This is a genomic window from Mycoplasmopsis canis PG 14, from assembly GCF_001553195.1.
Taxonomy (GTDB): domain Bacteria; phylum Bacillota_I; class Bacilli_A; order Mycoplasmatales; family Metamycoplasmataceae; genus Mycoplasmopsis; species Mycoplasmopsis canis.
The window spans coordinates 649,883-675,779 of the sequence record NZ_CP014281.1 but is presented as its reverse complement, the minus strand read 5'-3'; the positions used below and the strand labels follow the sequence as shown (position 1 = coordinate 675,779).

Here is a 25,897-nt window from a genome sequence, read left to right as displayed (position 1 = left end):
ATGTATAAATATAGAGATATAATAGATGATGTAGATGTAATTACAATTAGATCAATTGATTCAGTATCAGTTTATAATGCTTTTAGAAAAGTATTTACAGCAGCTCTTGCAGAAGGTGATGAATTTTTCAACGAGCTAACATGAAATAATTTCACAAGAAATGACAGATTTTCACCAGTTGTGAATAAATATATTTTTGACCTATTTAAATTTTTAAGTAACAAAAAATATATTGGTAACAACACAAAAAGAAGTGCGTCATTTGAAAAGATTTTAAACTTATTAAAAGAAGATAATTCTTCATATGAAGAAAACAAGAATGCATCAGCTATTGTAGAAGAAGCTAAAAATATTTTTAAACTAGCAAAACTAGATGGAAGCGCAAGCGATGTAGTTATTTTAGCTGATGAATTTGATATTTTCAAAAACGAAGAAGACCGTAAGAAATTTGAAAAAATTTACTTTAACTTCGATGCATTCGATGGATGTGATATTCCATCATAATGAAAAAAACTTCCAGCAGGAAGTTTTTTATTATGTTTCTGAATAAACGTCTTTCTCAAGTTTCTCAAGCTTTTTAGTTGCTTTTTTTATTGCATCATATGCCGCAGTTCTTGTGGTGGCAGTGATTTCAGCGATCTCTGCATAAGACAAATCTTGATAAAAATAAAGTTCAAAAATTTGTTTTTGTGTTTGAGTTAGTAAATTTTTATATTTTTCAAATAAGAAAGTATATTTTTCAATATTTTCTAAATTTTTTCTAGACATTATCAATTAAGTCCTTAGTCATTTGATAAATAAAGAGTTCTAAATCAAATTCTTGTAGGTCATCAAGCTTTTCACCTAGCCCTACATATTTAACATTTAAGTTATATTCATCTTTAATAGAAAGCACTATACCACCTTTTGAGGTACCATCGAGTTTTGTTAGAATAACACCTGTTAAATTAGCTATTTCCTTAAAGTTCTTTGCTTGCGATAAACCGTTTTGTCCAGTTGTTGCATCTAAAACTAAAAGTGATTCGTGAGGAGCATCTGGAATGAATCTTTGAATAATTGAAACCATTTTAGATAACTCATTCATTAAATTAACCTTGTTTTGAAGTCTACCAGCAGTATCTATAATTAATAGATCATAGCTTTCATTTGTAGCTTTTTCTAAAGCTTCAAAAACAACAGAAGCAGGATCAGCACCTTCTTTTTGAGGCTTAACAATTTGTGCACCTATTCTATCAGCCCATACAGCTAACTGGTTTACAGCTCCTGCTCTAAATGTATCTGCAGCAGCAATTAAAACTTTTTTACCTTCTTTAATATATTTGTTAGCCATTTTTGCTATAGAAGTTGTTTTTCCTGAACCATTTACTCCTACAAATATAAAAACATTTAATCTGTCACTTTTGAAATTTAAATTTGTATCTACTATTGTATTTGCTGTATAAATTACAAATAATTGATCAGCAATTAATTCCCCAATTAGTTTTGGATCATCGATATCGTTTGTTCTTACTTCTTGTTTAATCTTTTCGATTATAACATCTACAAGTTTTAAATTAATATCAGACATTATCAATAATTCTTCTAGCTCATCAAAAAAGTCTTCATCAATTGTGTTATATCTATTTTGAATTTCGAGTAGTTTTTTTCCGAAAGATGAACTATTCTCAAGACCATTTGAATATTTTTTAAATTTATCACTATTTAAAACTTCTTTAGAATGCTGTTCTTTTAATTCGTCTTTTAATGTTTCTACATCTTTGTTTTCTTTTTTGAAAACTTTGTTAACTAAATTTTTAAAAAATCCCATGAATATATTGTATTATAATTTTTTGATTTTATTAACAAGGAAGCTTAAATATTTAGAATATTTAGTTAAAGTTATATAATTAAATTTAAGGATTTTTATGGATTTAGTAATTACGAAAAAAATGAATATTTTTAATAGAACAAAATATACTTCAGCTTTGATTATTTCGGTTTTAGGGACAGAAATAATGAAATTAAGTGCTTCTGTTTACGCTTTTAAGTTAACAGAGAGTTTTTGGTTCGTAACATTATTTTACTTAGCAATGCAAATTCCATCAATTTTTGTTTTCTTTTTTGGTTCAAAAATTGTCAACCGGTTTAAAGACAAGCAAATGATATTTTTTGCTGACTTTTCAAGTTTTATTATAGTTACTTCTGTCTTGATAACGTTTTTATCTACTGACTTAAATCATAATGGTCATAGTTTCTCTATTCTTCTACTAGTGGCAAATGCTTTTTATAGTTTTTTTAATAGTATCCGATTTTTAGCTGTTAGAAATATTATTTTTCACTTATCAAATAATAATAACGATATGAAACTCTATAACATATTGAACTCTTTTGGTTTAATATTCGCTTCTTTTTTAGCTCCAATTCTTGGTATTTTTCTATTTAAGTTTTTACCATTATGAGTTACATTATCTTTAAATATGCTAACATATATTGTTTCAACTTCGTTATACATGTCTTTAAAAGTAAAAAAGAACCATTTAGAATTTTCAAAAGAAAAAGATGTTGAAATAAATCACACAAATGCCTCAAGAATTACTAAGTGAATTTTTGCGACTTCTTTTGGGATATTGACTGCTACATTGCTATTTCCAAAGCAAAGTGGAGTAAACAACTTTTTTAATTATATACATTATGATTACAAAGATTGAACATTTATTTTTTCAATATGTATTTTTGGTTTTGCGCTTTTAGCTTCTTTGTTTTCGTTTTTAATTAATAAATTTAGTAGTTCTCTTAAGTCCAAAGGTTTTTATTCAGGAATTATTTTAATAGCTGGATTAAATTTAATTTGATTACCAATTAATTTATCTAATAATAGCAAATTAATTTTAATAACTTATTTAATTTTAAATTCATTAATACAATTTATATTTTCAATAATAACAAATATCGGAAATAGTTATATTTTTATGATATTTGATAAAAAAGAATTTACAAAACAAAATTCATTAATATTACTTTTTAGAATCTTATATTATAGTGGTTTAATTCTTATATTAACAGCGCTCTATATTTATGTAGGATTTGTATTTATGTTCATAGTTTATTCAATTATTATTCTTTTATTATGCATTGCAATAGTTGTTTCAAAATACAAAATTGCAAGTGATAAAAAATAAAATCACTAACAAATAAAGTTAGTGATTTTATTTTTTATGGTCTAATGTAAAGACCATCTGAATCTTTCATTAATCCTAATAAAGCAAGTATAAAGTCAATAAACGCTAGTATACCAAAACCACCTGCTGTAAATAGTTTTAGTAGGCCTAAAAGCGTTCTACCTGCATAAAATCTATCTATTCCCAGTACTCCTAAGAAAAATGAAAGTAATACTAATGCTATTCAACTTCTGTTTGATTTATTTCTCATTTTTAATTCTCCTATTTCCATGTTTAATTTCATTCAAATTTTGATTTGGATTTTGTTTTAAAAAAGTTCTATATCTTGTTATTGTTCTTGTTGATACTTTAAATTTTTTTGCTAAATATTCATTTGAATCATTTGGGTGTTCAATAATATAATTTAAATGCTTAAATTTCTTTTTTTCATATTTTGTTAAAGGTTTAACTTCCATACTTATCCATTTCTTAATTTAGATAAATGGTAAAGCCCCATTAAAGCCGAGTCATCACCAAGTTCATCAAAATACAAATTAATATTATTGAAGTGATTAAAATCACTGATTTTTTTTGCATTTTCAAAAGCCTCTTTTACAAGTTCTTTTTGAGCCAATGCGACACTCCCGCCAACAAAGAAATTGTGTGGAGCTATCATACCCGCTGTAATTGCAAACATATTTGTTAAAGCCTCTTTTGCTTCGTTCACAAGTTGCATTGCTTTTGAATTATTATTTTTAGCTAAGTCAAAAACTTCTTTAGCAGAATTGGCTATACCATAAAATTTTGCTTTTGTTTCTATTCCGCTTCCAGAGCAATGTAATTCTAAAGCGAAAGCATTTTTTAAACGACTTTGTCCCTCAAAAGCAATCTTTGAAACAGGTATTTGCGCAATTTCTTGAGCATAATAATTATTACCGTGAAAAATTTTATTATTAACCACTAGTCCAGCGCCAAAACCTGTGCTTATTGTGAAAAATTGGCTGACTTCAACTTCTGTTTTGTTGAAATGAATGTGATTAGCTAAAGCCATGGCGTTTGCGTCATTTTCAAAAACAATATCTTTAAGGTTTGTGTTTTTCATTAAGTATGACTTAACATCGAAATTTTCTCATGTACCTCCAAGATTAGGGCTTTTTAGAACAATACCGTTTTTATAATCGCTAGGCCCTGGGATGCAAAGAGCTAAGTATTCAATATTATTTTTAATTATTTGTTCTTTAATTCAATCACATGTTGTTTCTGCAGATTCATAGTTTGTAGCGGTTTTAACCTTTGAAACTATTTGCCCTTCTTGACTAAAAAGAGCAAACCTTACATTAGTTCCGCCTATATCAACAGCTGCATATTTACTTATTTTTAAATTTTGTACCATAAATAAAATTTTACTTTTAATATCAAAAAAAACTAATAAAAATAATTAAAAAATGAGTAGTCAAGAATTTTTTAATTTAAAGAAATAAAATAGACAAAATCTTAATTAATTTTGACTATTTTATGTAAATGTTACCATGTTTTTTTATTTAAAATTTTGTTTTGGTCACTTAAATATAATAAAATTTTTAGCAAGATTTAGAAAGGAATTTATGAACATAAAAAATCTATTTAAAAATAAAGATACTATTTATTTAAATAAGAAATTTGATTCTAAGAGTGAAGTTTTAGAGTTTTTTGCAAGTGAATTAGTATCAAAAGGTTACGGAAGTAACGAAGGAAAAATTTTAGAACTTTTCCAAGCTAGAGAAAAACAAGGTTCAACAGGTATTGGTGATAAAATCGCTATGCCTCATTTAGGTGATGACGTAATTTCAAAAAGTACATTACTTTTTGCAAAAGTTAATAACTTAGAATGAGAATCATTAGATAACAAACCTGTAGATTTTATTTTTGGTATTGCATTATCAAAAAATGAAAGAGAATCAGGGCATATTGAAGTGATGCAAAAATTATCAACATTATTAATAAATGAAAAATTTGTTAGTGAATTAAGAAAAGTTGATAGCGCTGAAGCTTTTGTAGACTTATTAAATCGGTTTGACCAAAAAGAAGAAATCAAAGATTCGAATGATGATGATTATTACGATATAGTTGCTGTTACAGCTTGCCCAACAGGAATAGCACATACATTTTTAGCTAAAGAAAAATTGATTGAAGAAGCTAAAAGAATGAATCTTAAAATCAAAGTCGAAACACAAGGTGCTGAGGGTGTTAAAAATAAATTAACAGTAGAAGATATCCAAAAAGCTAAAGGTGTTTTATTAGCAGTTGATAGAGAAATAGAAAAAAACAAATTTGCTGATGCAAATAATGTTTTAGAAATCTCTACTCAAAAAGCAATTCATAACCCACACAAATATATTCAAGACTTACTTGATAAAAAAGGTGCTAAATTAAAGATTAGCTCATCTTCGAAACAAGATGATTCATCTGATGCTGAAATGACATTTGATGGTTTTGCTAAAAAAATGCGTCGTTCATTGATGTCAGGGATATCACATATGCTTCCATTTATTGTTTTTGGCGGAATTTTATTAGCAATTGGTTTCTTAATAGATATTATTGCAGGAACTGCTTCAGGAGTTGATGTTAATTCTCCAGCATTTTTAAGTAGTTTTGGATTTAATAAACCTGTATCAAAAATTGTTTTTGATATCGGGAAATTAGGTTTAGGTTTAGCTGTCCCTGTTTTATCTGCTTATATAACATTCTCGTTAGTAGGTAGACAAGGTCTTTTACCTGGGTTTGTTGTAGGAGCAATAGCAAGCGGACAAATAGCAGGTACCTATGGCTTTTTAGAATCAGCAATAGTAAGATCAGGAGTTAATAATCCAGGAGCATTCTTAGGAACAGGTTCAGGATTTATAGGTGGAATTTTAGGTGCATTTTTTGCCGCAGCTATGGTAATAGTATTTTCAAAATATGTTTTTGGAAAATTACCACAAACAATGCAAGGTATTAAAAATATTTTATTTATACCTTTAATTGGTACATTAACTATTGCAGTTACTTTCTGAGCTGTTAATATTGTTTTAATATTTGTTAACTTAGGATTAGTTTTATTCTTACAATTATTCCAAAACAAAAAAGAAATAGCATGAATCTTAGGGCTTATCTTAGGTGCTATGATGGCTATTGATTTAGGTGGTCCAATCAACAAAGCTGCATATATTTTCGGTACATTAACAATTGCTAACGGTACTTCATCAGTATCTATGGCTGCTGTAATGGCTGCAGGTATGGTACCTCCACTAGGTATTGCAATTTCAATGTTTATTAGTAAAAAACTTTGAACAAAAGAAGAAATAAGTTCAGGAAAATACTCAAATATTATTTTTGGACTTTCATTCATTTCTGAAGGAGCAATTCCATATACAAGTAAAAACCCAAAAGTATTAGTTCCAGCTAATATTATTGGTGGTGCAGTTGCAGGTATTATTTCAGCAACTCTAGGAGTAAATATAATTGCTCCACATGGAGGAATATTTGTTGCTTTCTTAGCAAGAACGAACCTTGTTTCAGGATTCGGAGCTTCTTTAGGTTTAGGAATAACATTTTGAGTATTAGCTATTTTATTAGGTGCTTTAGCACAGGCAGGCTCAATCATTTTATTTAGTCACATTAATAAAAAATATCCTAATTGAACAAAAAAATTAATTATTAAGAAGAAAAAAGCTTAATTATGATTTATACATTAACTTTATCTCCTTCTAGTGACTTATTAATTAAATCAGATAAGTTTGAATTAGAAGAAGTTAATAGATACAAAGATTTTATGCTTTTACCAGGTGGTAAGGGTATAAACGCATCTGTTATTCTTGAAAGACATGGTTTTAATAATATTGCTTTAAGCGTTTTTGATAAAAATACATTAGATTCTTTTAAAGAAATTTTTGAAAAAGAAAATGTAAAAATACAAAATATTGATCATCCTGAGAAAACTAGAATTAATATTAAATATTATGGTGCTCAAAATTCTTTTGAATTAAATGGACCTAGAACCGTTTTAAACTCAAATTTAAAATCACAAATTTCTGAAAAACTAAATAAATTAACTTCTCAAGATATTTTATTAATAATGGGAATTAGTGATGAAGAATTTTTATTTGACATACTAAATATTTTAAATAAGAATAAAGTGAATTTTGTTATAGATGTAGACTCATCTAAATTTAAAGAATTCTTATCATTTAAACCTTTTGTTGTTAAACCTAATATTGACGAATTACAAAGAAATTTACAAGTTCAAATTAAAAGCGAAAATGACTTAATTAATAGCATGAAAGAAATACAAGAACTAGGCGCAAAAAACGTTATAGTTTCTATGGATAAAAACGGTTCATATTTATTAACTGATCAAAATGAAATATTCAAAGCAAGCATAATTAAGCCTATTAATGTTGTTTCTTCAACAGGTGCAGGTGACACAATGATTTCTATTTTTAGTGCAAATTATTTAAAAAGTAATAATGCAAATGAATCTTTCAAACTTTCTAATTCAGCAGCAATGGGGACTGTTGCTTCTGAGTGAGTCGGTGATTTGTTCAAAACTCAAAAATACTTAGAAAATGTAAAAGTAGAAAAATTAGAATTAAAGAAATAAAAAATAACAAAAAAACATTTAGATAATCCTAAATGTTTTTTTGTTCTAATAAAATGTATAGGTTTAAAACTATGAGTTTTATAAGGAAAAAGAAATTATCAGTTATTAACTTTTATTATAAACGTATACAATAATTTTTCATACTCTTGAGCATTTTTTAATTTTGGAAAAAAATCATCTAAAGATAACACTAATGAATTTTCCTTAATGTCATACTTTTCGTAATAATATTTAATAAACTTTTTTAACATGAATGGATATGATGAGTTATGAGAATAAGTAAAAATATTATCATTTTTCACTAAATAAATTTTTTTTAGATTAGAATGATCTTTAGTAAATATCTTTTTAGTATTAATTATATATTTATAATCTTTATTTTCGGAAGGTTTTGTATTAGTAAATCATTTTCTATTATTTAATTGATAAATGTTTCTAAATTCTCCAAAGGTGTGTAATTTAGGTTTTTCAATAATATTAATTATTCGTATAAGAAATTCATTATTTAAAATTATTTCTTTAGTTTCTATGCTAAATTTTTCTTTAATATTTAATTCTTGATTCGAATTAAATATTATATTTATTTCATTTTCTTTTGCTGATTCATGATTAATTGTGTTTACATTTTTTATTGAAAGAAACTCTCCTTTATTATAAATATTAAATAAGACATTATTTATATTTTCATCATCTGATAGCTTATAATTTCATAACTCAGAAAAAGCTCTATATGTAGAGCTATTAATAAATTCTCTACCTTCATCTACAGAATTTGTTTCAACTATTTCGGAGAAAGGTCCCACCTTATGGTTATACAAGATATGGAACCAAAATTTTTCAAAGTCATATGGGTGTTTTTTAAATGAGTCGTAATCATTATATAAATAATCATCCGTGTAGTCTGAGTTGTGTCTAATGCTCTCAAATAAAAAAGGTGCGTAACTATTTTCTAATAATGTTCTTTCTTTATCTTTATTATCTAAAATTTGCCTCGCAATAGAATCAATGTCTAGCTTTTCTCTATTTATTTTTGTAACGTTATCTGAATCAAAAGTATCAAACTGAAATGGTTCACTTTTAATTTCGGAGTTAAACGAAAGTGTTTTTCAAATATAAATTAGATAATTAAGTTTAAGCGATTCTGTGTTAAAGTCTTTTAATTCATTTGGATTAATATTATCTAAAAAATTCTCAACAATTTTTTTGTAATCTAAACTGTATAAAGGGTGTATTAATATTCTTATAATTACCCATGATTGATCATTTGAAAGATATTGCAATTTTTCTTTATTATCAAAATTATCCTTGTAATAAGTGTTTAATAAGTTATATCAACGTTTATCAACTTTATATTTATGGACAATTTCATCACTTTCATTGATGACTTTTTTATCTTGATGCGTATTTATTTCATTATTAGAACACCCGACAGATAGGAAAAATGGTAAAACGAATAGTGATCAAAATTTCTTTTTCATGTTATTTATCCTTTATTGTTTTCTTAATATTTAAATTATATCATTTTATGATAACATTTTCATATTTTATTATATTGCAATATATTTCAGTACGCATAATAACGTATATTTTTTAGTTTACTTTTTTATTTTATATTTAAAATCTAATCAAATTAAAAAACCAAAAGCAAAATGAATTGTATTTGGTTTTTTTGAAACAATTAAGATTTTTTGTGAGTACTTCCAACATTTATAAAGCATATAGATTAACATTAATATAATGAATATATCTATAATATTTAAAAAAATATTTTTCACAAATTCAATAAATTAAGCCCTTTAAGAAGTGGTTAAAGTAGTACTTGACTTATCAAGAAATTTACATTAAACATTCTTTTTTAAAATATTTAATTAAAATTTGAATTATGAAAAAAATAAAAAAACATTTATTTGGTATTGCGCCATTATTATCACTACCATTTATAACTATTTCGTGTAATTCTGAAAAATTTGATAAGGAAACTGAATACAAAAAGTTAAAAAAGTCAAAAACATTACTTAATTGAGGTGATGATAATTTTGTTGATTACATCAAAACTAATAACTTAAATAATTTATCATATGAAGATGAGTTAAAAAATGTTAAAAACATTGCGCCTTTTAATAAAGATTTAAAAAGATCAAATGTTATGTATCAATTAACTGTATATTCATTTGCGGATGGAAACAATGACGGTATTGGTGATTTTATTGGGTTAAAAAATAATTTGGATTATTTTTCTAATTTAGGTATTGACACATTATATCTTTCTCCATTTCACCCCTCTTCATCATATCATGGATATGATGTCATTGATTATACAGATGTGGCTCCTGAATTAGGTGGAATGAAAGCTTTTGATGAATTTTTAATAGAAGCACATAAAAGAGGTATAAGAGTTATTATGGACGTTGTAATAAATCATACATCTTATGAGCATCCATGGTTCCAAAAAGCACTTCAAAATGACCCTAAATATAGAAATTTTTATTATATGTACGATAAAAATATTAATGGAGGCGAAAAGGAGCAAAAAGATGACATAAGACATTTTTTTAGAAATGTTTATGATGCAAAAAACCCTGAAAAAAACCCTCCTAAAAGTGATCTAAAGTGAGTAGGCGAATTTTGAGCCGGAATGCCAGATTTAAATTTAAAAAACCCAGAAGTAATTAAAGAAATTACTAACATGCATAAATTTTGGGCAGCTAAAGGTATTGATGGGTTTAGGTATGATGCTTTTTACCACATTTTTGATTCAAAAAACAAAATCAAAGGAAATTCTTCTAAGGGTGAAGAGAGAGAATTGTTTGCTAAATTCAGAAAAGAAATGAATGAAGAATATAAAAAGGCAGAAGAAAACGGAATATCTCGTTCATCATTAGATGCATTTATGTTTGGAGAATGATGAGGTGATTCTTCTGATTCATATGCGCAAAACAATTGATTCAATAATAGCGGCGAAGTCGCTTTAAGTAGCTTAATTGACGGTGCTAGATGAAAAGACTCAACATTCTTGATATTGAATTCTGACAACGAAGTTGATCTTATTAATAGATTAACTGATAAAAATGGTAGAAAAAGAGAATGAATACCTTTTTTAGATAACCACGATGTGGATAGATGAATTAATAAGTTTAGAGCCGAAAATTTCGATAATGAAATCAACGATCAACCTCATAAATTAACAGATAAAGAAAGAAATGCATATATTTCAGCTTTATTTTCGTTATTATCAAGAGGGGGTCTTCCAACATTATACAATGGTAATGAAATACTAATGCAGGGTGCTCCAAGACCGAGAGATGTAAATGTTCGTGAAGCATTTTGATGAAAAGATGTTTCTAAAAATGTTAACTTTTATGAAAAAAGAAATCCTGACGATCATATTCAAACTAAAGCATCAACAGGTGAAGGAACAGTTGAAAGCATTATAAGTAATAAGAAATCATCATATAACCTTCTTTCACAATTAATTTCTTTAAGAAAAGACTATAAATCTTTAAGTGAAATGGATGCAAAGTATGTTGTACCTGCCATTAATGAAGTTGTTGAGTTTCTGCCACACAGAGATGATTTTTCGGAATATAATACCACATTAAGAAAAAATGATGATGGAACTTATATTTTAATAATTTATTCTTCATCAACTAGTGAAGAATCTAAAATAATGCTTGGTGAAAAATATAAAATCAAGAAAAAGTTCTTTGGAGATAATTTCACAAACTATATAAAAGAAAATAGAGAGATTATTAAAGGAACTGGAATAGGTAAATACGCAGCATTCTTGATAGAGAAAAAGTAACTTGACTAGTCAAGGTAAAACATCATTACCTATGGTGTACAAAATGGCGAAAAAGCCATTTTTTTTACAATTTTGATAAAATATTATTAAGAAATATGAAAAAGCAAATTCATTTTAAAAAAATTCCTTTTAAAACGAAGTTAAGATACGTATTTTTAGGTAAATATCCAGTCGAAAGACGTTATAAACCAAAAATTTTAGAATATTTATTTATGATATTTTCGAATATTTTAATAATGATTCTTAGTATTATATTATTCTACGTTGTAAAAGATGTAAAAAATATAAGTAATGAGACGAATTTTTATGAAAATCTTTTCACAAAATTTAATTCATATGAAAACAGAATTTTTATATCAGTTTTACTTATTGCTTATATTATTAATTTCGTTTTATCAATTCATGTTTTCTATATATTAAAGAAAACCGAATTTAATAAAATATTTGCTATCTTTGGTGCGTTATCATCTCTTTTATTATTGTCACCAATTGCAATCATCTTTCTTATTATTGCATATCAAAAAAATGAATTAGCGTTTGAATAACGCAGAAGGAAAAAATCAAAATGAAAAAAAGTAAATTTATTTTACCAGCTGTCGGATTATTAACTGCAGGATCATTTGCAGCAGCAATTTCATGTACACCATCATCAAAACAAAAAGAAGAAAGCAAAGAAATTATCATTGCTGTTGATGGGGTTCAAAAAGAATTTTATGACGAAGTTATTAAACTTTACGAAAAAACAGAATCAGCAAAAAAATTCAAGATTAAAACATTCCAAAAAGACGTTTGAGGAGCATTAGACATTAATGTTCAAGGTATTAATAGTAAAGATGTAGCTGATATCTTTTATATGCCAGCTGACCGTGTAACAGATTTCACTCAATCTAAAAAATTAGCATATATCGAAGACTTTATTCCTGAATTATTTGAAGAAGTTGCACAAAAAATCGGTGCAACAAAAGAAGAAATTGATCTTATGAAACAATTCGGAACAATCAGGGGTCGTAAAGATGGTAAATCTCAATCTAAATTAATGGCTATTAGACATAACACAGAAGGTTTAATTCTAGCTTCAAGGTTATCAGAAACAGAAGCTGCAAACGAGTTAAAAAATGCAAGTACTGACACACTACAAGAATTAGTTGTACAAGGAAAAGCATTATTAAGATTCCAAGATTTCTGGTTTGGAAACGGAGTTTTAGCAGGTGCATTTGAAAAAATTAGAACTACATCTAATGATGAAACTTTGAAGAAAACAAATTTAATGCAAAGAATTTTATATACTGATGCTAAAACAGCAAAAATTACATCAGGATTTATTAAAACTAATCAATACCACGATAACTTTAAATCAGCCTTAAAAGTAATGGCTGGATTATTCTACCCAATTTATGAAGCAGCATACCTAAAATCAGAATCAGATTTTTCTAAAACAGTTTGAGGACAAAAGGGTATTACACAAGGTGATTTAAAAGAAGTTTTATCTAAAGATGTTGGTAATGCTCAAGCAAAAATCTTCAGTTTAATGACTAGTGGAAAAGCAGATTATACAGTTATTGGTTCTTGAGATACTCAAAACGCTGAAAAATCAGCAAAAGCTCAATCATTCTTCAATGTTGTAAAAACAGATAATGATAACGAATACCTTCAAGGTCCAGGTGCATGAGCATATGGAATTAACTCAAGAAACAATGGTTCATCTCCTGAAAGAAAGCAAGCTTTCAAAGATTTATTTAAAGCAATGTTCGAAGTATCTTCATACAAAGAATACTTTAAAAAAGATTCAAAAATTCCATTTTCTGGAAAAGTTCAACAAGCTCTTGTAGATGATGTTAGAAAAGAAAATGAAGCAGAACTTAATTTAGTTACAGAATTCGCAAAATCTTTAGGATTCAAAGATTATGATGCTCTTAGAACAGATGCTCAAACAAAAATTAGTGAAATCTCTTCATTAGCAACAAGAGGTAATTGAGGAAACTCATGATCTGCAGAAAACGATAAAACAGCTGCAGATGCTGAGAGCAACCAATTAAAAGGATCAGAACTTAAAAACGAAATTAAAAAACCATCTGCATTGTCAGATGAAGAATACAACGGTATTGAAGTTTTAGATATTTTACCTTTAAGAAATACTGTTGCATATATTCTAGGAGTTTCTAATGTTGATGATTTGGTTGGTAAATTAGCAGCAGATGCAACAGATAACCAACAATGATTAGTTGGAAACCAATTATTAAAAGAAAACGCTTTAAAAAGTGAAAAAGCAGCTGAATTAAAAGAAGGTGCAATTGCTTTCCATATGAGAAAAGTAGAAAAATTCATCTTTGGAGCTAATGGTGATTCTGGCGAAGAAAAAGAAGCATTAATTCAAAAATTAACAAATGCTCTTTTAGAAGATAAAAAAGCAGGTAACAGCGAAAAAATTAACACTATTAAATCAGAAGTGCTTGCAAAAGCTAAAGAATTTATTTCAGAATTTAGCAAAAACGAAACCACAATAACAGATGAAAACTTAACAAGAGTTGTTGGCTTATACTTAAATACATACCTTAACCCAGCAAAAGTTAGAGCAGCTGTTTTAGGAATTTATGAAAATAGTAAATATGTAACAGGAAAAGAAGCAACATTCAAAGAAGTTGATGAAAAAATTACTCAATTTGAAAAGAAATTAACATTTAACAAATTATTAAAAGTATTTTCATCAACTCAATCAATTGCTGAAGGTGGGTTAGGTGTTCTTAAAGCACAAAAAACACGTCCAGACAATTCAAACCCACAATTCACACCTGTTTGAGGATTCATGAATGATCAAACATTTGGTAATGCCGAATTATACAAACAAATGGCTGAGAAAAAAGTTGATTCAATCGATAAATTTGTTGATGAAATCGCTAATGTATTAAGCCAAAAATTTGACGAAGTTGCTGGAAAATTAAACGTTTCTAACTCAACAACATCAGTTGAATTTTAATAATGTATAAATACAAATCACACATAAATAAAAATAATTTTTATATAATACTAACACAAGTAGCGCTACTAACAGTGGCGTTACTTGTTTGACTATTAATACCCTTTGGAATGGGTATTAAAACATCTGAATATGAAAAAATCACACATGGTTTAAGTGAAGAAGAAGTAGCTCAACTAGGGCAACAAGTTGCAACGAAAACATTAATTTCATATTTATCGAATACACTAGTTATTGTCTTTTATATGTTTTATGCTGTTCTTTTAAGGCATAAATTAAAATATGGCTACATATTCCTTATTTCTTGAATAATTGTTTTCTCAGCAATTGCATTTATGCCATTTTACCAAGGCACAAAGTTACTTTCAAGCATTCAAATTGTGTTTGGGAGCATCATATCAGCAATTACAATAACAATTATTTTAAATTTATTATGAATGACAGTACAATTCCATATTCAAAGAAAATTCCACAACTATGAGTTATATAAAATACATAAAGGAAGGAGCAAATAATTATGAAAGAATTAAAACTTTATAATTGATATGGCGAATCTTTTGATAGTATCTTACCTAGCTCCGTAAACAACTTAAAAGCTTACAAAAAACAAGTAAGAAACATTTTTATGAGAACTAATGATAGAATTAAGTCTCAAGAAAAGGTTGACAAAGATTTGTTCTTAAGAGCAAGAACAAAATTAAATGACAACCTAAAAAGAGAATTAGCAAGTCATAAAGTAGCATACAAAAATAAAGTTGTAGTGCTAAAGGATTCAATCAAAAAACTTTCATATTTTGATTCAATGGAATCACTATTGAAGTTTGAGATTAAAAAACTAAACAAAAGTAAAAAAGATATTCAAAGTTATGCACAAGATTTTGTTTATTCATTAACAAAATCAGCTGATGAAGTAGAATACAAAATTGAAAATATTCACAAGTTACAAGAAAGAACCTTTGTTGATGAACAAGAATTATTTAAAAAATATACTATTTACAACATAATTCTTTTATATATTTCTAATTATAAAGACTTGGATTTTGATATTTCTAAAATTGAACATTTATTATTACCTATTGAGTTAAATTGAGTAAATAAATTTAAAGAATCATCAAATATTTCTGAATACTTTAAAAATATATATAGCAATTTAGAAAAGCAAAGAGAATCTCTTCAAGCTAAAAAAAGTGAGTTATTAAGACAATATAACGAAACTCACAAATTACAAAAAGAATTATTTATTAAAGAACAACAAAATATTAAATTAGAAACTCAACAAAAGATTTTAAAACTTGAATACGAATATAATGAAAATTTAAAACAACAAAGATTGCAAGCAAAAATAAGTAAAAAAGAAGCATTAGCAAAAATTAAAGAACAAGAATCTCTAATTAAGTCTAATGAAAACAAGAATAATAATATTTCAAATTCTATTATCGAAAGTTCTAAAAGCAAGGTAGCACAAATAAAATCAAATTACAAAAATGAATTAAAAATTCAAAAAGTAAGATCAAGAATACAAGTATATAAAGATTTAACAAACTATTTATTGAAACATAAAGTTGAAGTAAATAAATTTGATTTTTCTTTAAACAAACTTTCTTTTGAAGAACTCCAAAATAAAGAAAATGAATTATCTAAGTATTATTCAGAAAATAAATTTAACAGTAAGTTAGCTCAAAATGCTATTAGATTCTTCTTGACAAAAACAAACTTTTATAGATCTGTTAAAGAAGGTAAATTATTAATTAAATCACAATACAAAAATCTTGTTGGATTGGCTCGTGAAAAATACACATATGAAGGACATTTTAATAAAGAGGAATCTAAGGCATTAAAAGAAGCGTTTATTGACTCTAGATTAACAAGATTAAAATATCGTTATGAAAAAATTGAAGCAACCACTAAATTAGATGAACTTAAAAAAGAAGGCGTTTATAAGAAAGAACAAAATGATTTTAAAGCTGCTAAAGAGAAAATTCTTAATGAACATAAACACAATTTAAAAGAAGCAAAAGAAAAACTTAAATCAAAAGAAATTTCTAAACCGGCATATAAAAATAAATTAATTGAACTTAATATATATAAAAAAGAAGCAATTAATGAAGAAAAACTAAAATCAAGAATTCAATCTAATAAAGAAATTCTTAAATCATTATTTTGAAGAGAATTAGCCGAAACAAAAATCAATAAAAAACTTTATGAAAGTAAAATTACCGAAGCTCAAAAATCAATACCTGTTGAAACCATGAGAAACTTACGTTGATTAACTGCTTTCCTTAACTTTATATTCCCAGGGCTATCAGAATTAATCTTCTTTAAACAATATGCAAAAGGTATTTTAATGAGTTTAGTTTCATTAATTTCATTAACATTAATTATTCCTTTTTCATTTGGGTTTTATTGACAAGAAATGGGTGGTATACCAGGGTTTAGTGATCTAGGAGCCCATTTATATAGCTTTGAAAATGGTGTCTTCCCTGATGCTAGAATATATTTATTTGGAGGTGTTATCTCTGTTATCTTGATGGTGTTTATTACTGTATTCCATACAGTTTCATCATTAGGAGCATATAGAGTCGCTAAACAACTAGAGTATGGATCAAGACCAAGTAAATGAGCTCATACTAAGAGATGATTAAATACAAGCGGATTCCCTTGAATGATTTCTCTTTTAGGATGAATTTTAATGGTGTTTATTGTGGCAACTCCAGTTATTACTTCTATTTTAGTTTCATTCACAAACTATGGTTTCAAACATGAAGCTCCAGCACAATCAGTTGATTGAGTAGGACTTAAACAATGAGGAAAATGATGAATATTTAGAGAACAAAATCTATTTTTATCATTGCAAAGAGTTATTTTATGAACATTGGTTTGAACTGTTGCTTCGACAATATTGCCTATTTCATTGGGTATCATAATTTCGGTTTTAACAAATAACCATAGAATTAGATTTAAAAAACTATTTAGACTTATTTACATTCTTCCATGAGCTATTCCTGCATTCGTAACACTAACATTCATCAGAAGTTTATTTAGAGGTGGTGATGAAGGTGTTATTAACGTTATTTTACTTGGAATGGGACTTATTAGTCAATCTAAGAACTGACTTAACGAAATCGGGACAGCAAGAGTGCTAGTTGTTCTTGTGCAAACATGAATTGGTTACGCTTGAATATTCATGTTAGTTACAGGAAACTTACAATCAATTCCAAAAGATATTTATGAAGCGGGTTCAGTTGATGGTGCAAAAGGAAGACAATTATTCTGATATCTTACACTACCATCATTATTAATTTCAATTGCGCCTATGCTTATTGGTCAATTTGTAGGAGCATTTAACAACTTTACAACAATTTCTATTTTTACAGGTGGAGGCCCAAGCTACGCAGAATCAACATCATTTGGTGAAGCTTCAACAGATATTATTATTTCTTGAGTTTACAAATTAACAACATCATCAGGAAACATTGAAGGTAACCAAGCTTTTGCTGCTGCCTTAACAACACTTGCTGCTTCATTTAGTATAGCAGTTAGTGCTAGAGGATTTATTAAATCAATGTCAAGGAGAGATTAAGTATGATAAATAAATTAAAAAGACAATTATTTTATAGACATAAATTTGATTCATTAAAAGTATCAGAAAAAAAACTTTCTCCAAAACGTTTAAAATTTAATGAATCAGATTCTAAACCGCCTACATTTTTAGAAATTATTTGACTATTTTTTAATTACATTATTCTTATATTTTGAGCAATCATAATTTTATTCCCAATCGTTTCTCTTGTTACTTCATCATTTAATATTGCAAACAACCGTATCATTGGTTTAACACCGTTTGAATTTGGTTTTGATAACTTTAGATATTTATTTGAAAGTGAACGTAGTTTATTCACTACATGATATGCTAATACTTTAATTATTGCAGGGACAACTTCAGTTATTTCTACATTAGCCGTTGCATTAAACGGATATGCATATTCAAGATTTAAATTTACCGGTTCAAAACATTCATTAACAATTATTATGATGTTACAAATGATTCCTGCAACATCATCACTTATTTCGTTATACATTCTTGTTAAACTTGGAGGTACCTTAGGTATTTCTGGTGTAGGAATGTTAATCTTAATTTATTCAGGTGGAGCCATAGCAGGTAATACATTTATGCTAAAAAGTTATTTAGATACTGTTTCATCAGAATTAGATGATTCAGGAAAAATTGACGGATGCAGCAACTGAGGTTTATTCTTCAAAATACTTTTACCTGTTATTAAACCTGCTTTAATAATGGTTGCATTATGATCATTCTTAACACCATTTACTGATGTTATATTGCCTAAATTTGTTTTAATTGAAAATGATCAAAAAACACTTGCAATAGGTTTAGACACATTTATTACCGCAGAACAAAAACATGTTAACTTTGGTGCTTATTCAGCTGGTTCAATTTTAGCTTCACTTCCAGCATTCGCCTTATTTATGTATTTACAAAGATACATAGTTGGTGGACTAAGTGATGGAGCTGTGAAAGGATAGAAATGCTATTTAAAAAAGACAAAAAATCACAAAAAGACTTAAATGATAACGTAATTAAACCAAACTCAGAACTTGAACTAGCTGATGAAGGGTTTGAAACAATTGATATTGATCAAATGATTTCAGAAGTTGGTGAAGTTTACAACTCAAATAGTGGTGCTCATATTAAACTTGTGAATATTTCAAAAAAATATGAAGGTAATGAGCATTACACTTTGAATAATATAAATTTAGAAATTAAACCTGGTACATTCTGTATCTTTTTAGGACCATCAGGATGTGGTAAAACAACATTGCTAAGAATGATTGCTGGTTTAAACTCAATTACTAAGGGAGATTTATTATTCAACAACAAAAGATATAATAACTTACTCCCAAACGAACGTAATATAGCTATGGTCTTTCAATCATACGCTTTATACCCACACATGAACGTTTATAATAATATTTCTTTTGGTTTAAAAATTGCTAAAGAAAGAAAGGACGTCATTGATAAGCGTGTTAAAGATGTTGCAAAGATTTTAAAAATAGACAATTATTTATACAGAAAACCTAGGGACTTATCTGGTGGTCAAAGACAACGTGTTGCAATCGGTCGTGCTATCGCTAGAAAACCTCTTGTATTCTTAATGGATGAACCTCTTTCAAACCTTGATGCAAAACTTAGAGAAAACATGAGACGTGAAATTGTAAATATTCACCGTATGTTAAATACAACAAGTATTTATGTTACTCATGACCAGTTAGAAGCTATGACTATGGGTGACCAAATTGTCGTGTTCAATGATGGAAAAATTCAACAAAACGGAAAGGGTAAAGAATTATACTTTAAACCTGCTAATGTCTTTGTTGCAAAATTCATTGGTTCACCAACTATGAATACTTTTGATGCAACATTTAAAAATGGATTGATAGTTGATGCAACAGAAAAAATCCAAATTTCATTAGATGAAGAAACTAAATCAAAACTTTTAGATGGACAAAAATTAGTAATTGGTTTTAGAAGTGAAGATTTAAGAATTCAATATAAACAATTACCAAATTCAGTTCAAGGTAAGATTTCAAATGTGGAATTAATTGGTAAAGATCAATTAGTTGTTGTTAAAATCAATGAGGATACTGAGTTTATTGTTAATGCTTCAAATAGTGAAGAATTTGAATTATTTTCACAAGTTTATGTAGAATTTGTTACTTCAAGAATTCATATCTTTGATAAAGAAACTGAAGATAGAATTAATTAAAATGAAATTTGCAGAATCAAATTATTTTAAAAGAAAAACTTTTTCAATAATTTTATTATTATCACTTTTTATTATTTTTGTTTTTCAATTAACAATGATCAAGTTGTTTCTTGATCGAATTGACTTTGAATATGAATATATTAAAAGTGGTGAACTAAGTAAAAATTGAAGTGACGAACTAGTTCGTAAAAACTCACCTACATATCAATTGCTAGCTGTTTTTATGAGTTTAAACTCAGTAATGTTATTTCTTACATTAATTTCTTTAATATTGATTTCAATCGTTTTATATAAATTGTTTAAGAACCAAGGAAATGGCGATTTATATTTAAGAGTATTAACTTGAATTATTCCAGTTATATTTATATTATTATTCTTTATTATTTCACTTCAACCAGTTGAAGTTTATAAAGAAAATATAGGTAAACAAGAAGATGAATTTGGAGAACTTGTTGACTCTCCAGTAAAAGAATTTGGCGGTCAATTTAGCTACATACTAACATGAATTAGTATGTTCTTAGGATTCTTTAACATTTTCTTTGTAGTATTATCAAGAAAATCTTTCGGATTCATTACAAAAGATCAAATACTTGCTAAAAAATCAAACGAGACTGAAAATTTAAAGAAATTGATTGAAGCAAAATTAGAAAATAGATAGCAAAAACTAATTTATATGCAAAAACAATTATCATTTAGTGATTATTGTTTTTTTATTATAGTTTTTATATAATTTAATTATAAAAATTATTAAATAAGCGAGGACAAAATGAAATCAATGAAATGAATCTTACTAAAAGTATTAAGTTCAGCAATAAGTCTTTCCGTAATTTCTTGTAACCAAAATAAATACCAAAATTTAGAATCTTATGATTCAGAAAAAACAATTGTTGAAAATATTTATAAATTAAATAATAATTTATGAAATTCAACAGATTTTAGAAATAGAAAAGTATCATTTTTAGTAGAAAGTACGGAAATGTTTAAAAGTAAAATAATTTCTGAAATACACTCACAAGAGCAGAAAACAAAAATTAATAATAATTGATATGATTTTTCTAAGCAATTTAATAAAATTTTTGAAAAAGATTTTATGAATAAGTATTATATTATTTATTATTCTAATTATAGTTCAAGAGAACCAATTGACTCAGTTGAAGTGAATGTCAACACTGTTAAAATTCACCATATTACTTATGGTGATTATGAAAAGCAACTTATTTCAGGACAATATTTAATTTTTATTGAAAAAAAGAATATTCCAAATATAAATTCTATTTTAATTAACAAAATTTCTGAAAAAACTGATTTAACCAAATATAATAATTCGCTATCAAAAGTAAAAAATAGAATTTGGTTTAGCAAATAATCAAAAAACTTAACATCCATTTGTTGTTAAGTTTTTTGATTCACTATTTTAATCATTTTATTTTATAGAATTGCCTTGCTTTAAACTTGATTGGTCAAAATAAAACCAAAGAAAAAACAAGTAAAATATTGATATGAAAAAGTTTTATGAAAATATAAAGAAAGAATTAATTTTTAAAAAATATTTAAAAAATCAAATTAGAAAAGAATATGCAATTTGAGATGATGTTAAGTTTAACAAACAAAATTACAATTTAGATTATATTGAACTTTGAAAGACTGCTCCTAAAGCATCTCCGTTTATTAAAAAAAGAGACACTAATGTAATTTATCAGATTTTAGTTTATAACTTTGCGGATGGAAATAATGATGGTATAGGAGATTTTATTGGTCTTAAAAATAAAATACCATACCTTGTCGATTTAGGGGTTGACCAATTATGGTTAAGTCCTATTCACTCTGCTTCTTCATATCATGGATATTCTGTTATTGATTACTGCGATGTGGCAGAACAACTTGGTGGAATGACTGCTTTTATAGACTTTTTATCAGAAGCACATAAAAACGGGATAAAAGTTTATCTTGATCTAGTTTTTAACCACACCTCATATGAACACCCTTGATTTCAAGAAGCTCTTTATGGAAACAAAAAGTTTGAACCATTCTACAGATTTGAACCAAACTATATAGATCACGATGTGAAAACTGACACACCAGAAGTTAGATCAAAATATATTAAGTTAGATCAAAACAAGAAAGCAACAAATAGAAGATATTTGGGTAGATTTACTTATGGTATGCCTGATCTCAATTTAGATAATAAGGATGTTATAGATCAACTTATAGGAGTTCAAAAGTTTTGAACAGCAGTAGGTGTTGACGGATTTAGATACGACGCCTTTGCAGAGTTTTATTCAAGTGAGCAGGAAACGAAAAATAATTTTAATGAAGCAAAAATCTTCTCACTATTAAGAAAAGCAAGCAACGAAATAACAAATCAAGAAAATGGTAGAGATGAAGTATTCATGATGGGTGAATGAGTTCATACGGATTCATTAAAAGCTTTAGAGTATACTAAGTATAATGATGAGTTTGCTTTAGATACAGTTTATGATGGTTTTAAATTTTTTAGACATAATCCAGATGTTAGAGTACCTTTCGAAGAATTATATAGAGTTACAAAAATGTATCAAGATGCTTCTACAAAGTCAAAATGAATACCTTTTTTAGATAATCATGACGTTTTAAGATGATTAGATTCATATAGAATGCAAGTTTCTAAGTTGAAAGGTTATCAAAATGATAAAAAACTAACACAATCAGAAAAAGATGCTCATAAAATTGCAATGATGCAATTATTAGTGCTTCCTGGAACACCTTTAGTTTATTATGGTAATGAATTAATGTATTACGGTACAAGAGAATATGGTGATCCGTCTTTAAGAGAACCTATGAAATGAGATAAAGTAGAAGAAAATAGCTATATTTTTGATAATAAAGTTAAAGAATCTACAAAAGATCATGTGCTTCTCACTTCAGCATTAAGTTTACAATCAGCAGACGAAGCGCAAAAAGATAAAGACTCGTTATTTAACTTTATAAAATTTATGATTGAACTAAGAAATGCAAATAGTTTTATTTCTAAAACTGATGTTAATACAATAATTAATCCTTACGAAGTGATTGATTCTCAAGACTATTCTAGTTTTACTGTGCGTGCTGATTCAAAAAATGCAAACAGACTTTTATTGTTTGGTTTTTGTAATTATCAAAACCCTTTTTTACACGCTGGAAAGATCTCTAGAAAATTCCATTTTAAACCTTTATATATGTATAAAGCAAAAAACAATAGCTGAAATATCGAAATAGAGCAAGGTGGAATTGTTATTTTTGAATTAATAAGAAAATAAAGTATAGTATAATTCTTATTATGAGTAAAACATATAAGAAAAATATAGACAATTTTCCTGAAATTAAAAAAGCAATTAAACGTAACCCTTTAAACGAAGAAGATAATACAAAAACAAATAGCATTATTTTATACTTAATTGATTTGATAAAGTCTAAAAAAGTGCCAGTGAACAAAATTATGCCCTCAGAGCACGCTTTAATGGAGAGATTTAACTGTTCTAGAAGTGTTGTTGTTTCAGCGTACCAAAAATTAAATGCTCTAGGAGCTGTTTACTCAATTTCTAAAAGAGGACATTTTGTTGCGGAAAACTTTCATAACTTGATTAAACCCGTTAGTTTTTTATTAAAAGTAGACAAACAATGAGGTGAAGAAATGCATGATTTTGTACTGCCAGAATGGTTTGAAGAAAGAAACATTATTTTTGTTGATGGAACAAGAATGTTTAAAAAATCTTTCTACAAAAAAGGTGAAGTTATTGCTGAAGCAGATATTTGAATTTCTACAAAGAATTTAGATAAATTTGAACCAGTAGATTTATCAAAACCATTAATCGATATCCTTTCTGAAAGAGAGCCAATTAAAAATATTGTTTATGACATTCATTTTGAAAAGAATGCTAATAGATTAGGTTATGAGGATATGATGGTTTTAATGTTGTTTGGTTATGATGATGATAGTATATGTATAGCTGCAAAATACTATATAAAACCTGAACACTTTAAGTTTTACCACCAAGAATTTTCATTGTTATAATTAAAAAATCAAGAATTTTTTGTTCTTGATTTTTTTACACAAATGTAGCATGAAAAAGTTTTCACATTTTTTTATATATTGATATAATATGCCCCGAAACGAAAGGATATTATGAAAAATAAACATAAAGCATGAATTATAGGGGCTTCTGCTTTATTGCTTGGCGGATCCATTGTTACAGCAATAACAGTTGCAAACTTAAAAACTAAAAATAAAAAAGATTCAAAACAAGAGGTAAACGAGTCAAATGATTTAAAAAATAGAAAAGAAGAACTTGCAAAAATGATAGAATTGTTACCTTATCCTTCAATGGCTGCTTCAGCTAAGCAAGAGCTTAAGATTCTACTTGATGGAATCACAACAAGTGAGGAAATGAATGATTTTAAAAAATCATTAGAAGAAATAGACACGCAAGTATCGTCTTTAAAAGAAAAAATTTCTAAACTCTCAGAAGAAAATCATGAATCATTAAACAATAAATTAAATGAAGCAAATACGAGTGAAGAATTTAAAAACCTTACTGATGAAGTTGAACAAAAATTATTTTTTGAAGAATCAAAAAACTTTATAAATTCATTAAATTATTTATCTAATGAAGAAAAAATAGCGTTCCAAGAAGAAATAGTAAATTCAAAAACAAAAGAAGAAGTAGAATTAGTAAAGAATAAAGCTAAAAATCAAAACGATTTTAAAGCTAAAAAAGAAAGTTTAAAACTATTAATAGACTCATTTACTTACCCAGGTATAAATAAAGATAAAGAGAATGAAACAAAAGAGTATTTCAAGTCACAAGTTGAGTCTACAACTTTAGAAAACATTGCTAATAAAGAAAATGAAATAAAAGAGTATGGGAACGCTTTAAAAAAGAAAGTAGAAATATTGAAAATGGTTCCTTACACTATTGAAAACGCTGAAGGTAGAGTTGAAATAGCTAAATTAATAAATGAAGCAAAAAGTATTAAAGATTTAAATATTTTAGTGCCTGATACATGAGTGGAACATTTTACAATTTACAAAAAATTAATTGAAGATAATTTTGAAGGACAACAAAAAACTAATTTATTAAATAGATTTAACATCTCTAGTGCTAGAAATATTTTTCAAGAATACACAATCAATGATTTAAGACATAACATTTACTTAACTTACAAAAACAATGCCTTATCATGAGTTGAAAATAATATTAGTGATCAAACATTAAAAGAAAAACACAAAGAAGAGATTCAAGCATTGAATAGAACCGATAATGCTGATAATCCAGATAAAGAAGCATCATTTAATCAGTTTACTGAATCATTTAATGAATTGAAAAACAAGTTTGAAAGTATTAAAAATACCAACGCAGGGTAGTCTAAATAATTTTGTGTAAATCTCCAAATAACAAATATTTATAATAAAATATTTAATATAGACTGGAAAGATTTGCTTTAAAAGTGTTCAAATGATTTTTTCCTAGCCTAAAATCAGTTAAAAATTGCATTTAAAAAACATACTCTTTAAATCAGGGTTTGCCCTGTACTTAATTGCAGAGTATGTTTGTTTTTTGTTTTACT

General features: G+C 26.9%; 22 protein-coding genes. 16 read left to right on the top strand and 6 right to left on the bottom strand.

What is annotated here, in order from left to right; all coding sequences use genetic code 4:
- Entirely contained in the window at nucleotides 1-504 is a 504-nt protein-coding gene (locus tag AXW82_RS02525; RefSeq protein ID WP_004794360.1) for a hypothetical protein, read from the top strand.
- Nucleotides 505-534: 30 nt separating this feature from the next.
- Here AXW82_RS02525 and AXW82_RS02520 read toward each other — a convergent pair whose 3' ends face one another.
- Together AXW82_RS02520 and ftsY are read right to left on the bottom strand one after the other, a co-directional pair.
- The gene (locus AXW82_RS02520) at nucleotides 535-768 is read right to left on the bottom strand and encodes a sigma factor-like helix-turn-helix DNA-binding protein (RefSeq protein ID WP_046643165.1); all 234 of its coding nucleotides are present in this window, start codon (nucleotides 766-768) and stop codon (nucleotides 535-537) included.
- Nucleotides 761-1,807 carry a signal recognition particle-docking protein FtsY gene (gene ftsY / locus AXW82_RS02515; RefSeq protein WP_004794353.1) on the bottom strand — a complete coding sequence of 349 codons (1,047 nt, stop codon included), beginning with the start codon at nucleotides 1,805-1,807 and terminating at the stop codon, nucleotides 761-763. The genes AXW82_RS02520 and ftsY overlap by 8 nt, the downstream gene beginning before the upstream one ends.
- Nucleotides 1,808-1,904: 97 nt before the next feature.
- On the opposite strand from ftsY, the gene AXW82_RS02510 reads away from it, so the two are divergent.
- Nucleotides 1,905-3,158: an MFS transporter gene (locus AXW82_RS02510; protein WP_004794351.1), complete on the top strand. Its 1,254-nt coding sequence runs from the start codon at nucleotides 1,905-1,907 to the stop codon at nucleotides 3,156-3,158.
- Between the two features lie 34 nt (nucleotides 3,159-3,192).
- Here AXW82_RS02510 and AXW82_RS02505 read toward each other — a convergent pair whose 3' ends face one another.
- From AXW82_RS02505 to AXW82_RS02495, 3 genes are read right to left on the bottom strand one after another with little or no spacing between them, the layout of a single operon-like run.
- Nucleotides 3,193-3,408, bottom strand: coding sequence for a TM2 domain-containing protein (locus AXW82_RS02505; RefSeq protein WP_004794349.1), 216 nt, complete (start codon nucleotides 3,406-3,408; stop codon nucleotides 3,193-3,195).
- A complete protein-coding gene (locus tag AXW82_RS02500; protein WP_004794348.1) occupies nucleotides 3,398-3,613 on the bottom strand; it encodes a hypothetical protein in 216 nt (71 codons plus the stop codon). Before AXW82_RS02500 ends, AXW82_RS02505 begins: the two co-directional genes overlap by 11 nt.
- Before the next feature lie 2 nt (nucleotides 3,614-3,615).
- Entirely contained in the window at nucleotides 3,616-4,530 is a 915-nt protein-coding gene (locus tag AXW82_RS02495) for an ROK family protein (RefSeq protein WP_004794346.1), read from the bottom strand.
- A gap of 211 nt (nucleotides 4,531-4,741) precedes the next feature.
- On the opposite strand from AXW82_RS02495, the gene AXW82_RS02490 reads away from it, so the two are divergent.
- Together AXW82_RS02490 and AXW82_RS02485 are read left to right on the top strand one after the other, a co-directional pair.
- On the top strand, nucleotides 4,742-6,832 hold the full coding sequence (locus tag AXW82_RS02490; RefSeq protein WP_044084297.1) for a PTS fructose transporter subunit IIABC: 2,091 nt from the start codon (nucleotides 4,742-4,744) through the stop codon (nucleotides 6,830-6,832).
- 2 nt (nucleotides 6,833-6,834) lie between these two features.
- Nucleotides 6,835-7,755 (top strand): 1-phosphofructokinase, encoded by a 921-nt coding sequence (locus AXW82_RS02485; protein ID WP_004794343.1) that lies wholly within the window; start codon nucleotides 6,835-6,837, stop codon nucleotides 7,753-7,755.
- A gap of 95 nt (nucleotides 7,756-7,850) precedes the next feature.
- On the opposite strand, the gene AXW82_RS02480 is transcribed toward AXW82_RS02485, so the two are convergent.
- Entirely contained in the window at nucleotides 7,851-9,233 is a 1,383-nt protein-coding gene (locus AXW82_RS02480; RefSeq protein WP_223212161.1) for a hypothetical protein, read from the bottom strand.
- A gap of 341 nt (nucleotides 9,234-9,574) precedes the next feature.
- Here AXW82_RS02480 and AXW82_RS02470 point away from each other — a divergent pair, with 341 nt between their 5' ends.
- From AXW82_RS02470 to AXW82_RS02415, 12 genes are all read left to right on the top strand, one after another.
- Nucleotides 9,575-11,557, top strand: coding sequence for an alpha-amylase family glycosyl hydrolase (locus AXW82_RS02470; RefSeq protein WP_004794332.1), 1,983 nt, complete (start codon nucleotides 9,575-9,577; stop codon nucleotides 11,555-11,557).
- A 95-nt stretch (nucleotides 11,558-11,652) separates the two neighbouring features.
- The gene (locus tag AXW82_RS02465) at nucleotides 11,653-12,102 is read left to right on the top strand and encodes a hypothetical protein (RefSeq protein ID WP_044084296.1); all 450 of its coding nucleotides are present in this window, start codon (nucleotides 11,653-11,655) and stop codon (nucleotides 12,100-12,102) included.
- Nucleotides 12,103-12,122: 20 nt separating this feature from the next.
- Nucleotides 12,123-14,531, top strand: coding sequence for a hypothetical protein (locus tag AXW82_RS02460; RefSeq protein ID WP_004794330.1), 2,409 nt, complete (start codon nucleotides 12,123-12,125; stop codon nucleotides 14,529-14,531).
- A 2-nt stretch (nucleotides 14,532-14,533) separates the two neighbouring features.
- Entirely contained in the window at nucleotides 14,534-15,046 is a 513-nt protein-coding gene (locus tag AXW82_RS02455; protein ID WP_004794329.1) for a hypothetical protein, read from the top strand.
- Nucleotides 15,047-15,048: 2 nt separating this feature from the next.
- The gene (locus AXW82_RS02450; RefSeq protein WP_004794327.1) at nucleotides 15,049-18,111 is read left to right on the top strand and encodes an ABC transporter permease subunit; all 3,063 of its coding nucleotides are present in this window, start codon (nucleotides 15,049-15,051) and stop codon (nucleotides 18,109-18,111) included.
- 2 nt (nucleotides 18,112-18,113) lie between these two features.
- Complete coding sequence (locus AXW82_RS02445) at nucleotides 18,114-19,073, top strand: sugar ABC transporter permease (protein ID WP_004794325.1); 960 nt, start codon at nucleotides 18,114-18,116, stop codon at nucleotides 19,071-19,073.
- Nucleotides 19,074-19,075: 2 nt separating this feature from the next.
- Complete coding sequence (locus tag AXW82_RS02440; RefSeq protein ID WP_004794323.1) at nucleotides 19,076-20,314, top strand: ABC transporter ATP-binding protein; 1,239 nt, start codon at nucleotides 19,076-19,078, stop codon at nucleotides 20,312-20,314.
- Nucleotide 20,315: 1 nt separating this feature from the next.
- A complete protein-coding gene (locus tag AXW82_RS02435; RefSeq protein ID WP_223212163.1) occupies nucleotides 20,316-20,972 on the top strand; it encodes a hypothetical protein in 657 nt (218 codons plus the stop codon).
- 108 nt (nucleotides 20,973-21,080) lie between these two features.
- On the top strand, nucleotides 21,081-21,680 hold the full coding sequence (locus AXW82_RS02430) for a hypothetical protein (RefSeq protein WP_004794320.1): 600 nt from the start codon (nucleotides 21,081-21,083) through the stop codon (nucleotides 21,678-21,680).
- 133 nt (nucleotides 21,681-21,813) lie between these two features.
- On the top strand, nucleotides 21,814-23,589 hold the full coding sequence (locus tag AXW82_RS02425; protein ID WP_004794318.1) for an alpha-amylase family glycosyl hydrolase: 1,776 nt from the start codon (nucleotides 21,814-21,816) through the stop codon (nucleotides 23,587-23,589).
- A 20-nt stretch (nucleotides 23,590-23,609) separates the two neighbouring features.
- Nucleotides 23,610-24,344 carry a winged helix-turn-helix domain-containing protein gene (locus AXW82_RS02420; protein ID WP_004794317.1) on the top strand — a complete coding sequence of 245 codons (735 nt, stop codon included), beginning with the start codon at nucleotides 23,610-23,612 and terminating at the stop codon, nucleotides 24,342-24,344.
- A 111-nt stretch (nucleotides 24,345-24,455) separates the two neighbouring features.
- On the top strand, nucleotides 24,456-25,694 hold the full coding sequence (locus tag AXW82_RS02415) for a GA module-containing protein (protein WP_004794315.1): 1,239 nt from the start codon (nucleotides 24,456-24,458) through the stop codon (nucleotides 25,692-25,694).
- Nucleotides 25,695-25,897 lie beyond the last annotated feature (203 nt).